Raw genomic sequence first — 14324 nt, forward strand, 5'->3', positions numbered from 1 at the left:
CCAGCCTTCGGCCGGGGGGACCCCCAGAGCACGCACCGGACGCCGCGACGCCCGCCCTGCGGGCGAACGACGCGACTTCGCGGACACGACCTAGTCCGCCCGGCTTGTTAGCGTCACCCCATGGTCAAGAAGCCCGCCCCCGACGCCGCCCGGCGCAGTGAGAAGTCCCGCCGGGCGATCTACGCCGCCGCCCTCGCCCTGGTCGGGGAGACCGGATACCGGAAGACCACCGTCGAGGGCATCGCCGCCCGCGCCGGGGTCGGCAAGCAGACCATCTACCGGTGGTGGTCGTCGAAGGCGGACGTGCTGCTGGAGGCGTTCCTGGACCTCGGGGAACAGGCGGCGCAAGCGGCCGGACAGCAGCCGTACACCCTCCCCGACACCGGCGACCTCGCCGCCGACCTCAAAGCCGTGCTCCGGGCCACCGTGGACGAACTGCTCGACCCGCGCTTCGAGGCGCCCGCCCGCGCACTGGCCGCCGAGGGCCTGGTCGACGAGCAGCTCGGCCGGGAGTTCGTCGGGAAGCTCCTCGAACCCCAGCTCCGGCTCTACGTCGACCGGCTTCGCTCCGCGCAGGAGACCGGCGCGGTGCGCCCCGACGTCGACCCGCGCATCGGCCTGGAGCTCTTCGTCTCCCCGCTGGCCCAGCGCTGGCTCCAGCGCACCGGCCCGATCTCGTACGCGTACACGGACACCCTGGTCGACTACGCCCTGTACGGCCTCGCCCCGCGCTGACCCCGTGTGGGGTGCGTCTCGTCCGGTTTCTCCGGAAGGCCCCGGTGACACCCCGAAGAGCAGGAGAATGGGACGATGAGGCATGCTGTCCGCACCAGGCGAGGCGAAGGGGACGAATGAGCGCGACGTTCGGCGGCCGTAGCGGCCGGCAGGGCAAACTCTCCCAGTGGCTGCGCGGACGCCGCCCGAAGGAGACCGCCGACCCCGGCGGCCGTGAGGCCCTGCTGCTCGCCGCCGCCGCCGCGGGTCTGCCGCTCGCGCCCGCCGCGCACCCCGGAGCCGGCTACGGCTGCTCCTGCGACCGCGTCGGCTGTCCCACCCCGGCCCGGCACCCGGTGTCGTTCGCCTGGCAGACCCAGTCCACCACCGACCGCGCCCAGATCGAGCGCTGGGCCCGGAACCAGCCGCAGGCCAACTTCATCACCGCGACCGGCATGGTGCACGACGTCCTGGACGTGCCCCTGGAGGCCGGCCGTGAGGCGCTGGAGCGGCTGCTCGACGCCGGTGTGGAGGTGGGGCCGGTCGCCGAGAGCGACGACGGCCGCATGATGTTCTTCACCCTCACCCGGGGCACCCCTGAGGACGAGGACGAGTGGTGGCCCTGCGAGCTGGACTGCCACCCCGAGACCATGGACGAGCACCCGGGCCTGCGCTGGCACTGCCGCGGCTCCTACGTCCTCGTACCGCCCGCCCGGCTGCCCGGCGACGGGGAGCGGGGCCTGCGCTGGCTGCGCGGCCTGGAGCACCCGCTGCCCGATCCGCTGACCCTGCTGGAGACGCTGACCGACGCCTGCGCCCGCCACACCGGCGACCCCGCGGGCACCGCCTGGCCCCTGGGGCACTGAGGCGCGCCGGGCGCCGTGCCGGCGCCGGCTACTCGCCCTGCGCCGCCGTCAGCCCCTGGACCCGCCCCAGCACCGACACCCGGCCGCCGCCCGCCGGGTCGAGGGCGGCCTCGTTCGCGATGATCTCCAGCGTCAGCGACTGCTTGATCTCGCCCTTGGTCAGGGCCTGCACGTCCCGGTTCGGGGTGGGCACCGACGTCCCCGCGGCGGCGGTCTGCTTCTCGTAGTGGTGCGTGGTGAAGAACACCAGCGCCCCGCCGTCCGCCGTGCGCAGCGCGAGCGGCGCATAGTCGCCGCTGGTCAGCGGCTCGTCGATGAACTGCCGGACCAGACCCGGCCGCTTCGCCAGCTTCTTGCGGTTCGTGCGCAGGGTGCTGGTGTACGGGCCGTCCGCGAAGGTGTTGCCGCCGTTCTTCAGGTGGCCGGTGTACCCCTTGCTCAGCTCGGCGGGCGGCACGGCGAGACCGGTGGAGCCGGCCGGCACGGCCTCGGCGTAGCCGTCGGCGTCCGTCCTGAACTCCGGTACGTCACCCTGGGCCACCAGCGTCAGATACGCCACCCGCCACGGCTCGCCGAGGCCGTCCCGGGTGAAGACCAGCAGCCAGCGGGCGTTGCCGCCCTTGTTGCCCTTGGCGTCCGCGACGAACCAGCGCGGCCACCCGGCCTTCTTCGGGATCGTGAACTTCGCGTCCGTCAGCTCCAGCGGGGAGTGGTTCGCGTTGCCCGACGGGCTGTTGGCGTGCCCGGCCTTCAGCCGGGCGCCGTCGATGTCGGCGAGGGGGCCGGTGACGTACTTCGCGTCCAGGGAGCGGTCGTAGGCCTTGTCGGCCCTGTTGTAGGCGTCCGTGAACTGCCGTAGGGCCTTGGCGGCCTCGGCGCGGCCGGCGGCCGGGAGCACCTCGCGTTCCCCGTGCACCACCACGCATCCGCTCGCCGTCAGCGACAAAGCGGTCAGCGAGGCCGCTATGAGTGCGTTCCGGTCACGCCTGCGAAGCCCGCGACGACTGCGATCCCTGCTCATGAGGTGCCTTCACCCTCCCCTTCCCGGAGGCGAACCCTACCGGGACGGGAAGGCGCGCGGACGGCCGGTTCCCTTACTGTGCCGTCCCGTTGCCCGCGCCGGTCACTCGGACGCCGGCACCTTGCCGCGGGCCGGAGCCGCCGCGTCCCGCCGGCCGCCGCGCAGCCGGGCGCGGAACTCCGGCGTGAGCAGGAAGACGGCCAGGGTCGGCACCAGGTAGAGCGCCCACACCGTGAGCTGGACGACCGTCGGGTCCGGCTGGAAGTTGAACACGCCCTTGAGCAGGGTGCCGTACCAGCTGTCCGGCGGGATCGTGCCGCTGATGTCGAAGGCCAGGCGGTTGATGCCGGGGATCCAGCTCGCCTCCTGCAGGTCGTGGAAGCCGTACGCCAGCACGCCCGCCGCGACCACGACCAGCATGCCGCCGGTCCAGGTGAAGAACTTGGCCAGGTTGATCTTCAGGGCGCCCCGGTAGAACAGCCAGCCCAGCAGGACGGCCGTGACCAGGCCCAGCGCCACGCCGATCAGCGGGCGCGGGGTGCCGTCGCTCGCCGCGTGCACCGACGCCCACACGAACAGGGCGGTCTCCAGGCCCTCCCGGCCGACGGCCAGGAACGCGGTGGCGACCAGCGCGCCCGTGCCCATCGCCAGGGCCGCGTCCAGCTTGCCGTGCAGCTCCGACTTCAGGTGCCGGGCGGTGCGCCGCATCCAGAACACCATCCAGGTCACCAGGGCGACGGCGACGACGGACAGCGAGCCGCCGAGCGCCTCCTGCGCCTGGAAGGTCATCTCCTGGGAGCCGAACTCCAGGGCGCAGCCGAAGCCCATCGCGATGGCGACGGCGATGCCGATGCCGATCCAGATCGGCTTCAGGGCGTCCCGGCGGCCGGTCTTGACCAGGTAGGCGATCAGGATGCAGACGACGAGCGACGCCTCCAGACCCTCGCGCAGACCGATCAGGTAGTTGGAGAACACGGGCTACGCCTCCTTCTGGAACAGCGAGCGGCCCCACCAGTCGCCGGTGTCCCGGACGCCGGGGGGAACCGCGAAGACCGCCGAACCCACGTGCTGGATGTACTCGTTGAGCGCGTCGTGCGCGGCCAGCCTGCGCTGCAGCGGGATGAACCCCTTGCGCACGTCCCGCTGGTAGGCGAGGAAGAACAGGCCGGCGTCGAGGCGCCCGAGGCCGTCGGTGCCGTCCGTGAAGGAGTAGCCGCGGCGCAGGATGGTGATGCCGTCGTTGGAGTCGGGGTGCGCGAGCCGCACGTGCGAGTCCGGCTTCATCGCCTTCAGGAACGGCTCGTCGTGCTCCTTGGCCTTGCCGACGGGGGCGCCCTCGCGCTTGTCGCGGCCGAAGACGTCCTCCTGCTCCTGCAGCGAGGTGCGGTCCCAGGTCTCGACGTTCATGCGGATGCGCCGGGCGACCAGGTAGGACCCGCCGGTCATCCAGTCCGGACCGTCCCCCTCGCCGGCCCACACGAACTTCTTCAGGCGGTCGCTCTCGGTTCCGGCGATGTTGCGGGTGCCGTCCTTGAACCCGAACAGGTTGCGCGGGGTCTGGGCGCCGGGGGTGGTCGAGGAGGTCTTGCCGAAGCCGAGCTGCGACCAGCGGATGGCGACCTTGCCGAAGCCGATCCGGGCCAGGTTGCGGATGGCGTGCACGGCGACCTGCGGATCGTCCGCGCAGGCCTGGATGCACAGGTCGCCGCCGCTGCGGGCCCTGTCCAGGTTGTCGCCGGGGAAGGCGGGCAGGTCGGCCAGGGCCGCAGGACGCCGGTCGTGGAGGCCGAACTTCTCGAAGAGCGAGGGCCCGAACCCGATGGTCAGCGTCAGCCGGGACGGCTTGAGTCCGAGGGCCTCGCCGGTGTCGTCCGGCGGCGCCTCGGCGAGCCCGCCGTAGGCGCCCTCGCCGACGGTCCGGCCCGCGGTCATCCGCCGGGCCGCGTCCGTCCAGTCCTTCAGCAGTCGCACGAACGCTTCGCGGTCGTCGGTCTTCACGTCGAACGCGGCGAAGTGCAGCCGGTCCTGCACGGGGGTGGCGATGCCGGCCTGGTGGGCGCCGTGGAACTCCACCGCTCCGCCCGCCTCGGCGGAGGCGGGGTCGGCGTCGTCGCCCGCCCCGGCCATCGCCATCCCGCCGCCGGCCGCGGCGGCCCCGAGCGCCAGCCCGGCGCCTCCCCAGCCGATCAGCGCCCGGCGCGACGGGCCGCCGTCGCGGGACTCCTCGGTCTGCACGGTCTCCTGGGTCTCGGTCATCGCCTTGTTCCCCCTGCTCACTTCACGACGGCGGCGGCGAGCTTGGACAGCGGCTCGGCGAGCGCGTTCACCGCGTCCGACAGCTCCTTGCGCTGCTCCCCGGTGACCTTGTCGTAGGAGGTGAACTCGTAGGAGTTCTTGTCGGAGCGGTACTTGTCGAGCACGGCGTTCAGCGCCGTGAACTGCTTGTCCAGCTCCTTGGCCAGCTCCGGGTCGTTCTTGGCGGCGACCGGCTTCAGCAGCTCGTAGGCCTTCTGCGCGCCCTCGACGTTGCCCTTGAAGTCGACGAGGTCGGTGTGGGCGTAGCGGTCCTCCTCGCCGGTGACCTTGCCGGTGGCGACCTCGTCGAGCAGTTCCTTGGCGCCGTTGGCCATGGAGGACGGGCTGATCTCCGCCTTGCCGACGCGCTTCTGCCAGTCCTCGAGGTCAGTGACGAGCTGCCCGGCGAGGGTCTTCTCCTCGGCGCCGATCCTCCCGTCCTTCCACAGGGCCTTCTCCAGCCGGTGCCAGCCGGTCCACTTCTGGCCCTCCTCGAGCCCGTCCTCGCGGACGTCGACCTTCGGGTCGATGTCGCCGAAGGACTCGGCGACCGGCTCGGTGCGCTCCCAGCCGAGGCGGGAGAGCGGGTACGCCTTCTTGGCGGCCGCCACGTCGCCGGCCTTGACCGCCTTCACGAAGGTCTCCACGCGCGGCAGCGTCTCGTCCGCCTGGTCCTGCGCGTACTGGCGGTAGTCGGCGACCGCCTTGTCCAGCCTGGGGTCGCGCTGGGCCGTCTTGTCGCCGCCGGTGACGGTCAGCTTCTGCCGGACGCCGTGGCCCTTCATGCCGGGGCGGCAGGCGATCTCGTAGGTGCCCGCCTTCACCTCGGCGGTCAGCGTGTACTTGGTGCCGGGGCCGATGTTCTCCTTCTCGGAGACGATCCGGTCGTCCGGGAAGACGATCTCGACCTCGGTGGCCTTGGAGCCCTTGTTCTCTATCTTCAGCGTGACCTGGCCGGCCGGCACGGACTTCGCCGAGGTGTCGCACTTGGAGTCGGCGGCGGTGACCTCGATGGCCTTGCCGTCCTCGGCATCGCTCTTGGCGGTGCAGGCCGAGAGGGCGGTCAGAGCGGCCACGGCGGTGGCGGCGGTGACGGTCAGTCGGACGGCTCGCATGCAGGCTCCAAGACGGATCTGGTGTGGTGAGGCTGACCTAACATAACTGAGGCTTACCTCAGCGATACACACCCGGGTCGTGATTCGGCTCTCACGGAAAGATCACAGACACGTCTTGGTCTCGGCGTCTCCAAGGGGGCGCCAGCGCGAGGTAAAGGGGAGGTCAAGGGGTGATTCAATCTTCTCGTGACTGACTACGACGTGCTCCGCGTGTTCTGCGGACCGGGCGGCGGCTACGGCAACGAGCTGGGCGTCGTCCGGGACGGATCGGTGCTGCCGGAGCGGGACGACCGGCAGGCGCTCGCCGCCAAGCTCGGCTTCAGCGAGACCGTGTTCGTGGACGACCCCGAGCGCGGGGTGATCGACATCTACACGCCCACCCTGCGCCTGCCCTTCGCCGGTCACCCCTGCGTCGGCACGGCCTGGCTGCTGGACGTCCCCGAGCTGGTCACGCCCGCCGGGCTGGTGGGCGCCCGGCTGGACGGCGAGTTCAGCTGGATCGAGGCCCGCGCGGAGTGGGCCCCGCCGCGCACCCTGCGCCGGTACGGCACGGCCGCCGAGGTCGACGCCCTGGAGGTGCCGCCGCCCGGCGAGTGGATCTACGCCTGGGCGTGGGAGGACGAGGCGGCCGGACGGGTCCGCGCCCGCGCCTTCCCCGGTCGCGACGACGGCATCGAGGAGGACGAGGCGACGGGGGCGGCGGCGCTGCTGCTCACCGAGGAACTGGGCCGGGCGCTGAACATCACCCAGGGCAGGGGCTCCCAGATCCTCACCGCACCCCAGCCGCACGGCTGGGTGGAGGTCGGCGGCCGGGTCCTGCTCGAACGCTAGCCGCCCGCGGGGCGCCCCGGCGTCCGCCGCCTCAGGCGCTCCGCGCGAACTCCTCGCCCAGGGCCTCGAAGACGGCCGTGTTGAGGGCGAACGCCCGCTTGCACTCCGCCACGATGCGCTGCCGTTCCAGCTCGTCCGCGTCGACGGCGTCCAGGTGCTCCCGGTAACTCCGCTTGAACGCCGCCGGGTTGGCGATGTCCTCGAAGACGTAGAAGCGGACGCCGTCGCCCTTGCGCGTGAAACCCCAGGTCTTCTCCGCCCGGTCCCGGATGATCTGGCCGCCGGACAGGTCGCCCAGGTAGCGGGTGTAGTGGTGGGCGACGTAACCGCCGGGCCAGCGCTCGGCGCACTCCCGGACCCGGTCCGCGTAGGCCTCGGTCGCAGGCAGGGCGGACGCCCGCGAGCGCCAGCGCGGGCCGCGCAGATGCGCCAGGTCCCGCTCCAGCGCGGGCAGCCGCAGCAGCTCGGACCGGACGAAGGGACCGGCCACCGGATCCGCCGCCAGCCGCCCGGCCGCGCTCTCCAGCGCCTCGTAGACGAACCAGAGCTGCTCGGTGTAGCGCGCGTACGCGGCCACCCCCAGCCGCCCGCCGAGCAGGTCGCTCATGAACGACGAGGTCTCCGCGGCCACGTGCTGCTGGTGCGAGGCGGTGCGGATGACGGTCGAGAACGACTCCATGGGCTCTCCCGGGACTCGGGCGCGCGGCGGTTCGCCGACCCGCTGCCGGCAAGTTTACCGACACGGTGTCGGTAACACGCCGGCGGGCCGCGCGGAGCGCCGGGCAGGAGGTCCGCCCCCACCTGGTGGGAGCGGACCTTCAGACGATTCGGGCGGCCGGGGTCACGGCAGGGTCAGGATGTCCGCGCCGGTCTCCGTCACCACCAGCGTGTGCTCGAACTGCGCCGTCCGCTTGCGGTCCTTGGTCACGACGGTCCAGCCGTCGTCCCACATCTCGTACTCGTACGTCCCCAGCGTCAGCATCGGCTCGATGGTGAAGGTCATGCCGGGCTGCATCACCGTCGTCGCGTGCGGGCTGTCGTAGTGCGGGATGATCAGGCCGGAGTGGAACGACGAGCTGATGCCGTGCCCGGTGAAGTCCCGCACCACCCCGTAGCCGAAGCGCTTGGCGTAGGACTCGATCACCCGCCCGATGACGTTGATCTGCCGGCCCGGCCGGACCGCCTTGATCGCGCGGTTCAGCGACTCCCGGGTCCGCTCCACCAGCAGCCGCGACTCCTCGTCCACGTCCCCGACGAGATAGGTGGCGTTGTTGTCGCCGTGCACCCCGCCGATGTACGCGGTCACGTCCAGGTTCACGATGTCGCCGTCCTGGAGGACCGTCGTGTCCGGGATGCCGTGGCAGATGACCTCGTTGACGCTGGTGCACAGCGACTTGGGGAAGCCGCGGTAGCCGAGGGTCGAGGGGTAGGCGCCGTGGTCGCACATGTACTCGTGGGCGACCTTGTCGAGCTGGTCGGTGGTGACGCCGGGCGCGATGAGCTTAGCCGCCTCCTCCATCGCCTGCGCGGCGATGCGGCCGGCGAGACGCATCGCCTCGACGGTCTCGGGCGTCTGCACCTCCGGACCGGTGTACGGCGCCGGCGCGGGCTTGCCGACGTACTCGGGACGGCGGATGTTCCCGGGTACCGAACGGGTGGGGGAGATCTCCCCTGGTACGAGCAGCGACTGGCCTGACATGCCAAGGAGTCTATCCAGCGGCCATGGGGGAATATGAGCGTGGCGAGAGGAGCTGTCCATGGCCTTGTTCAAGAAGCGCACCGCCGGCAAGCCGGGTGAGTGGTACTACTGCCTGGAGCACAAGAAGGTCGAGGAGGGCCCGGACTGCCCGGGCAAGGACCGCTTCGGCCCGTACGCCAGCCCGCAGGAGGCGCAGCGCGCGATGGAGACCGCGCAGGAGCGCAACCTCGAATGGGAGACCGACCCCCGCTGGCACGACGCCCCGGCGGGCGGCCGGGACGCGGACGAGGACTGACTCACACCGGCGTGGACGCGGTGGCGGCGCGCTGCTCGCGCAGCCGCACCGCGTGCTCGCTGGTCCGGGCGTCGTACGCCATCAGCCCCGGCAGGCACAGCGCCAGCAGTCCCATCGCGCCCGCGCACAGCGCCCCGCCCGACCACACGGACGCCCGCACGCCCGCCCAGGCCGCGACGCCGCCGGAACGGACCTGCCCGAGCTGCGGGCCGACCGAGTAGGACAGCAGCTCGATGCCGGCGAGCCGGCCGCGCAGCTCGTCGGGGATCGTCTGGTTCCACATCGCGCCCCGGAAGATCCCGCTGACCATGTCGCAGCCGCCCGCGACGGTCAGGAGCAGCAGCACCAGCCAGACCTCGCCGGCCACTCCCGCGGCCGCGACCGCCAGGCCCCACAGGGCCGCCGACAGCACCACCATCCGGCCGTGCCGGTGCACCCGCGAGGTCCAGCCGCTGGTCAGGCTCACCAGCAGCGCGCCCAGCGGGAAGGTCGCGTACATCAGCCCGAGCGCCCACTCGGCGTGCAGTTCGTCGGCCAGGAACGGCAGTACGGCGAGCGGCATGGCGAGGAACATCGCCGCCAGGTCCACCGCGTAGGTGCCGAGGAGTTCCTTGCGGCTCCAGGCGTAGCGGGCGCCCTCCGCGACGGCCCGCAGGTCCGGCTTCGCCGCCTCGTGCGAGGCGGGGGAGGGGGCGAGACGGGCGACGAACAGCAGCGACACGGCGAACGTCAGCAGGTCGGCCGCGTACGCCCAGCCCAGGCCCGCGTAGGCGACGACCACGCCCGCGACCGCCGGGCCGGCCACTCCGCCGACCGTCCAGCGGAGGGAGTTCAGCGAGGCCGCGGCCGGCAGGTGCTCGTGGGCGACGATCCGCGGGAGCAGGGAGTCCAGCGCGGGCCGCTGGACGGAGACGAGCGCGGAGGAGAGAGCGGCGATCAGGTACAGCGGCCACACGGCGGGGCGCGGCAGCAGCGCGTCGACCAGCAGGGCGGCGCTGAGCAGGCCCTGACCGGCCTCCGTCCACACGATCAGCCGGCGCTTGTCGAGGGCGTCGGCGAGGGCGCCGCCGTACAGGCCGAAGACGATCAGCGGTACCAGTTCCACGGCGCCGATCGCGCCGACGGCCGCCGCCGAGCCGGTCAGTTCCTTGAGCTGGACCGGGAGCGCTACGAAGGTCAGGAAGCTGCCGAAGTTGCTGACCAGGCCGGAGGCCCAGAGCCTGCGGAAGTCGGCGGAGGCCTTCCAGGGGGCGAGATCGGGGAGGAGAGCTTTGGGCACCCGGGCATGCTGCGCGGGGCCGGGCCGGCGGGCAACCGGTTTTCCGCGGACCCGGCGCGCGTCACCAGGGGGCGGCCGGCGGGGCCGTGAGGATGTCCGCCAGGCGGGACAGCCGGTCCCGGAAGCCGCGGCGGGCCCGCGGCGTGCTGTTCTCGCCGGCCGCCGCGCTGACCAGGTGCTGCACGCTGTCCAGGTCCAGCTCCGCGCCCTCGGGCACGGCCAGCGTGTCGTGGGCCATCGCGGCCAGCTCGCCGCCGCCCGCGCCGAGCGCCAGCACCGTCACCCCGGCCCGGCGGGCCCCGTGCACCCGCTCCAGCAGCTCCGCCGGCTCCTCGGGGGCGACCACGAGCAGGGTCTCGCCCCGCCGCGCCGCCTCGATCCGGCCGGGTCCGACGGCCAGGTGGGCGGGGTCCGCGGGGCGCGCGTGGTGCCGTACCAGCGTGGGCGCCAGCTCGGGGGTGCCGGACCAGGCGGCCTCGTCCACCAGGTGCGCGGCCAGGTGCCAGGGCTCGTACTCGGGCGTGCCCACCAGCAGCAGCCCGCCCCCATGCGACACCACCGACCCGCGCAGCACCCCCGCGAACCGCCGGGTGGCGCCCAGCCACTCGGTCCCGGCGAGCACCTCGCGCAGCAGTGCGACACGTACGGCGTCCATGCGGCCGCATCCTGCCGCAACCGTCCGCCCGCGGCCCGCAGTTCACGCCGAATTCGCCCGCCCGGGTACCGGACGGCCGGCCCCTGACTCCGTGGCTCACCCGACCCGCTGCGACCGCCCCCGCGGACGTAGAGTCGGCCCATGACCTCTACCGACAGCGCACAGACTCCCGCCAAGGCCCCCGCGAAGGACCCCTGGGACCTGCCCGACGTCTCCGGGCTGGTCGTCGGCGTGCTCGGCGGCACCGGCCCGCAGGGCAAGGGCCTCGCCCACCGGCTCGCCCAGGCCGGCCAGAAGGTGATCATCGGCTCGCGGGCCGCCGAGCGGGCCCGGGCCGCCGCCGAGGAGCTGGGGAACGGCGTCGAGGGCGCCGACAACGCCGAGACCGCGCGCCGCAGCGACATCGTGATCGTCGCCGTGCCCTGGGAGGGCCACGGCAAGACCCTCGAGTCGCTGCGCGCGGAGCTGGCCGGCAAGCTCGTCGTGGACTGCGTCAACCCGCTCGGCTTCGACAAGAAGGGCGCCTACGCCCTGAAGCCCGAGGAGGGCAGCGCCGCCGAGCAGGCCGCCGCGCTGCTGCCGGACTCCCGGGTCACCGCCGCCTTCCACCACCTGTCGGCCGTACTGCTCCAGGACCCGGAGATCGAGCGGATCGACACCGACGTGATGGTGCTCGGCGAGGACCGGGCCGACGTGGAGACCGTGCAGGCGCTGGCCGGCCGCATCCCCGGCATGCGCGGCGTCTTCGCCGGGCGGCTGCGCAACGCCCACCAGGTGGAGTCCCTGGTGGCGAACCTGATCTCCGTCAACCGCCGGTACAAGGCGCACGCCGGGCTCCGCGTCACCGACGTGTGAGCCGTCCCGGGCGATGGGGGACACTGGTCGGCGAAGCAGTACCGAGCAGTGTCCCCCGACAGGAGCCGAGCCCCATGCCCCGCATCGCCCTCTACACCCTGATCGTCTGCGTCCTCGCCGTCGCCGCCGCGGTCGTCTCCTTCGTCCAGGGGAGCTGGCTGGGGATCGTGTGGGTGCTCCTCGCGGGCCTGTCGTCCAACATGACGTGGTACTACGTCAAGCGCGGCCGCGCCGGCGCCGGGCAGGGCAGGTCCGTCACGGGCTGATCGCGCACACCTGCGGGCTCTCGCGCCAGAACTGGTAGAGCTCGTGGCCGCACGCCTGGGAGAAGTCGTCGACGCCCAGGCCGCGCAGGATCGCGTCGATGGCGTCGAAGAACGCGATGTTCACCGACGGCACCCACAGCAGCGCGAACACGAACAGCAGCCCGAACGGCGCGAACGGCTCCACCTGCCGCTTCACGCCGTACGGCAGCCACGGCTCCAGCACGCCGTAGCCGTCCAGGCCGGGCACCGGCAGGAAGTTCAGGATCGCCGCCGTCACCTGGAGCAGGGCGAGGAACGCCAGCGCGTAGCGGAAGTCGCGCGGCACGCCGTCCAGCGCGTGCAGCCAGAAGGGCGCGGTGCACACCGCGGCGAACAGCACGTTCGTCAGCGGGCCGGCCGCCGAGATCAGGCTGTGCCGCCAGCGGCCCCGGATCCGGCCGCGCTCGATGAACACCGCGCCGCCCGGCAGGCCGATCCCGCCCATGATCACGAACACCACGGGCAGCACGATGCTCAGCAGCGCGTGCGTGTACTTCAGCGGGTTGAGCGTGAGATAGCCCTTCTCGCCCACCGAGATGTCCCCGGAGTGCAGCGCGGTGCGGGCGTGCGCGTACTCGTGCAGGCACAGGGAGACGATCCAGGCCGCCGTCACGAACAGGAACACCGCGACACCGGGCTGCTCGGCGAAGCCGGTCCAGGTGGCCCAGCCGGTCACCGCCGTCACGGCCATGATGCCGACGAAGACGGGACTGACCCGGCGGTCGCCGCGGCTGGTGGTGGCGGTGGTCATGGGCGGCTCCTGTGGACGGGGCGGTCGGAAAGGCCGACCGTACCTGGCGGCGGACACGCCGGGAAAACGCTTAGCGGTGGCCGTCGGGTTCCGGGATGGTGGGGCGATGGCACTGAAGACGGTGTTCTACGAGGAATGGCAGCTCGGCTGCTGCGGGGAGCCCTTCTCGGTGGGCGACGAGATCGACTGGCCGCTGGTCGCCCTGGACGAGGAGCGGCTGCGGGCGGGGGACTGCCACGGCGCCGAGGCGTGGGTGGAGAACCACGGGGACACCGCGCACCCGACCGCCGGCCGGGTCCGCGCCATCGACCTGGTGCACCAGGAGTTCACGGTCGACATGGACCTGCGCGACCTCCAGCGCGCCTCGCCGCCGTACGGGAAGGTGACGCTCCTGGCCTCGGGGCACTCCCTGGAACCGGTGCCCGGCTCGGTGACCCTGGAGTCCGCCGGCCACTGCCCGAAGTGGTTCGCGGAGGAGGACTACGCGCCGCCGCGGGGTCCGCACCGCGTCCGCCGGGTCCTCGGCGCCCTCGTCACCCTGGAGGTGCCGCCACCGGGCGCCGCGCGCACCCGGTGACCGGCGCTGACCGCTCCGGAGAGAATGGACCCCGTGCGCTATCGCCTCCTCGGAACCACCCAGGCCCACCGACCCGACGGCACGGCCGTCCCGGTCGGCGGAGCACGGCTGCGTGCCCTGCTCAGCGTGCTCGCCCTGCGGGCCGGCCGGACCGTCCCGGCGGGCGTCCTGGTGGACGAGGTGTGGGGCGCCGACCCGCCCGCGGACGCGGCCGGCGCGCTGCAGGCGCTGGTCGGCCGGCTGCGCAGGGCGCTCGGCGCCGGCGCCGTGGCCTCCGCCGAGGGCGGCTACCGGCTCGTCGCCGCGCCCGACGACGTCGACCTCACCCGCTTCGACCGGCTGACCCGCGAGGGGCTCGGCGCGCTGGCCGACGGCGACCCGGCGAAGGCCGCCGCCGTCCTGGACGACGCGCTCGCCCTGTGGCGCGGCCCCGCCCTCGCCGACCTGCCGGACCGCACCGCCGAGGCGGCCCGCTGGGAGACCCGCCGACTGGACGCCCTGCGCGCCCGGCACACCGCCGCCCTCGCCCTCGGCCACGCCGAGCGGTCGCTGCCGGAGCTGGCCGCGCTGTGCGACAGCCACCCGCTGGACGAACCGCTGCAGGCGCTGCGGCTGCGGGCGCTCCGGGACCTGGGCCGCCCCGCCCAGGCGGTGGCCGCCTACGACGACGTACGGCAACTCCTCGCCGACCGGCTCGGCTCCGACCCGGGCCCGGAACTGCGGGCGCTGCACGGCGAGCTGCTGCTCACCGAGACCGTCCGCACCGCACCGCCGGCCGCGCCCGCCGCCGTGGAACCCGGCGGCACTTCGGCCGCCGGCGGCCTCGGCAACCTGCCGGCCCGGCTCACCTCCTTCGTCGGCCGCGAACCGGACATCGCGGCCATCGGCGCCGATCTCGGGGCCGCCCGGCTGGTCACCCTGCTCGGACCCGGCGGGGCCGGCAAGACCCGGCTGTCCCAGGAGGCCGCCGAGTCGGTGCGGCACACCGCCCGGGACGGGGTGTGGCTGGCCGAACTCGCGCCCGTGGACGACCCGGACGCCGTGCCCTGCCCCGTTGCTTCCCCGG

The 14324-nt window shown here is 73.2% G+C and carries 16 protein-coding genes and 1 pseudogene; 8 read left to right on the plus strand and 9 right to left on the minus strand.

Annotation, left to right across the window (positions count from 1 at the left end):
* The first annotated feature begins 120 nt into the window (after positions 1 to 120).
* A complete protein-coding gene (locus ACFYU0_RS33335) occupies positions 121 to 735 on the plus strand; it encodes a TetR/AcrR family transcriptional regulator (RefSeq protein ID WP_389306051.1) in 615 nt (204 codons plus the stop codon).
* A 116-nt stretch (positions 736 to 851) separates the two neighbouring features.
* Positions 852 to 1580 carry a bifunctional DNA primase/polymerase gene (locus ACFYU0_RS33340; protein ID WP_351660017.1) on the plus strand — a complete coding sequence of 243 codons (729 nt, stop codon included), beginning with the start codon at positions 852 to 854 and terminating at the stop codon, positions 1578 to 1580.
* A gap of 28 nt (positions 1581 to 1608) precedes the next feature.
* Here the strand turns inward: ACFYU0_RS33340 and ACFYU0_RS33345 are convergent, their stop codons facing one another.
* From ACFYU0_RS33345 to efeO, 4 genes are all read right to left on the minus strand, one after another.
* Positions 1609 to 2601 (minus strand): hypothetical protein, encoded by a 993-nt coding sequence (locus ACFYU0_RS33345; protein ID WP_389306053.1) that lies wholly within the window; start codon positions 2599 to 2601, stop codon positions 1609 to 1611.
* Between the two features lie 102 nt (positions 2602 to 2703).
* Positions 2704 to 3576, minus strand: a complete 873-nt coding sequence (efeU, locus tag ACFYU0_RS33350) for an iron uptake transporter permease EfeU (protein WP_389306055.1) — start codon at positions 3574 to 3576, stop codon at positions 2704 to 2706.
* A 3-nt stretch (positions 3577 to 3579) separates the two neighbouring features.
* Positions 3580 to 4857 (minus strand): iron uptake transporter deferrochelatase/peroxidase subunit, encoded by a 1278-nt coding sequence (gene efeB, locus ACFYU0_RS33355; protein ID WP_389306057.1) that lies wholly within the window; start codon positions 4855 to 4857, stop codon positions 3580 to 3582.
* A 17-nt stretch (positions 4858 to 4874) separates the two neighbouring features.
* Complete coding sequence (gene efeO / locus ACFYU0_RS33360; RefSeq protein ID WP_389306059.1) at positions 4875 to 6011, minus strand: iron uptake system protein EfeO; 1137 nt, start codon at positions 6009 to 6011, stop codon at positions 4875 to 4877.
* Between the two features lie 186 nt (positions 6012 to 6197).
* Here efeO and ACFYU0_RS33365 point away from each other — a divergent pair, with 186 nt between their 5' ends.
* The gene (locus tag ACFYU0_RS33365) at positions 6198 to 6842 is read left to right on the plus strand and encodes a PhzF family phenazine biosynthesis protein (protein ID WP_351660032.1); all 645 of its coding nucleotides are present in this window, start codon (positions 6198 to 6200) and stop codon (positions 6840 to 6842) included.
* A 31-nt stretch (positions 6843 to 6873) separates the two neighbouring features.
* On the opposite strand, the gene ACFYU0_RS33370 is transcribed toward ACFYU0_RS33365, so the two are convergent.
* Positions 6874 to 7521 carry a biliverdin-producing heme oxygenase gene (locus ACFYU0_RS33370; RefSeq protein ID WP_351660035.1) on the minus strand — a complete coding sequence of 216 codons (648 nt, stop codon included), beginning with the start codon at positions 7519 to 7521 and terminating at the stop codon, positions 6874 to 6876.
* Positions 7522 to 7683: 162 nt separating this feature from the next.
* The gene (map, locus tag ACFYU0_RS33375) at positions 7684 to 8541 is read right to left on the minus strand and encodes a type I methionyl aminopeptidase (RefSeq protein WP_351660038.1); all 858 of its coding nucleotides are present in this window, start codon (positions 8539 to 8541) and stop codon (positions 7684 to 7686) included.
* A gap of 58 nt (positions 8542 to 8599) precedes the next feature.
* On the opposite strand from map, the gene ACFYU0_RS33380 reads away from it, so the two are divergent.
* Positions 8600 to 8836, plus strand: a complete 237-nt coding sequence (locus tag ACFYU0_RS33380) for a hypothetical protein (RefSeq protein ID WP_351660041.1) — start codon at positions 8600 to 8602, stop codon at positions 8834 to 8836.
* A 1-nt stretch (position 8837) separates the two neighbouring features.
* Here the strand turns inward: ACFYU0_RS33380 and ACFYU0_RS33385 are convergent, their stop codons facing one another.
* Complete coding sequence (locus ACFYU0_RS33385; RefSeq protein ID WP_389306062.1) at positions 8838 to 10115, minus strand: MFS transporter; 1278 nt, start codon at positions 10113 to 10115, stop codon at positions 8838 to 8840.
* 61 nt (positions 10116 to 10176) lie between these two features.
* Positions 10177 to 10770, minus strand: a complete 594-nt coding sequence (locus ACFYU0_RS33390; protein ID WP_389306064.1) for a hypothetical protein — start codon at positions 10768 to 10770, stop codon at positions 10177 to 10179.
* Between the two features lie 141 nt (positions 10771 to 10911).
* Between ACFYU0_RS33390 and npdG the strand changes: the two genes are divergently transcribed.
* Together npdG and ACFYU0_RS33400 are read left to right on the plus strand one after the other, a co-directional pair.
* Entirely contained in the window at positions 10912 to 11625 is a 714-nt protein-coding gene (gene npdG, locus ACFYU0_RS33395) for an NADPH-dependent F420 reductase (protein ID WP_351660053.1), read from the plus strand.
* Positions 11626 to 11699: 74 nt separating this feature from the next.
* Entirely contained in the window at positions 11700 to 11891 is a 192-nt protein-coding gene (locus tag ACFYU0_RS33400) for a hypothetical protein (RefSeq protein ID WP_351660056.1), read from the plus strand.
* Here ACFYU0_RS33400 and ACFYU0_RS33405 read toward each other — a convergent pair.
* Entirely contained in the window at positions 11881 to 12681 is an 801-nt protein-coding gene (locus ACFYU0_RS33405) for a site-2 protease family protein (protein ID WP_351660059.1), read from the minus strand. The two genes, ACFYU0_RS33400 and ACFYU0_RS33405, sit on opposite strands and share 11 nt — an antisense overlap.
* A gap of 106 nt (positions 12682 to 12787) precedes the next feature.
* Between ACFYU0_RS33405 and ACFYU0_RS33410 the strand changes: the two genes are divergently transcribed.
* Positions 12788 to 13258, plus strand: coding sequence for a DUF6578 domain-containing protein (locus tag ACFYU0_RS33410; RefSeq protein WP_351660062.1), 471 nt, complete (start codon positions 12788 to 12790; stop codon positions 13256 to 13258).
* Between the two features lie 24 nt (positions 13259 to 13282).
* Positions 13283 to 14305 (plus strand): annotated as a pseudogene (locus tag ACFYU0_RS33415) (BTAD domain-containing putative transcriptional regulator); the annotation flags it as partial.
* Positions 14306 to 14324: the final 19 nt, after the last annotated feature.

The organism is Streptomyces sp. NPDC003720, from assembly GCF_042875075.1.
GTDB lineage: Bacteria > Actinomycetota > Actinomycetes > Streptomycetales > Streptomycetaceae > Streptomyces.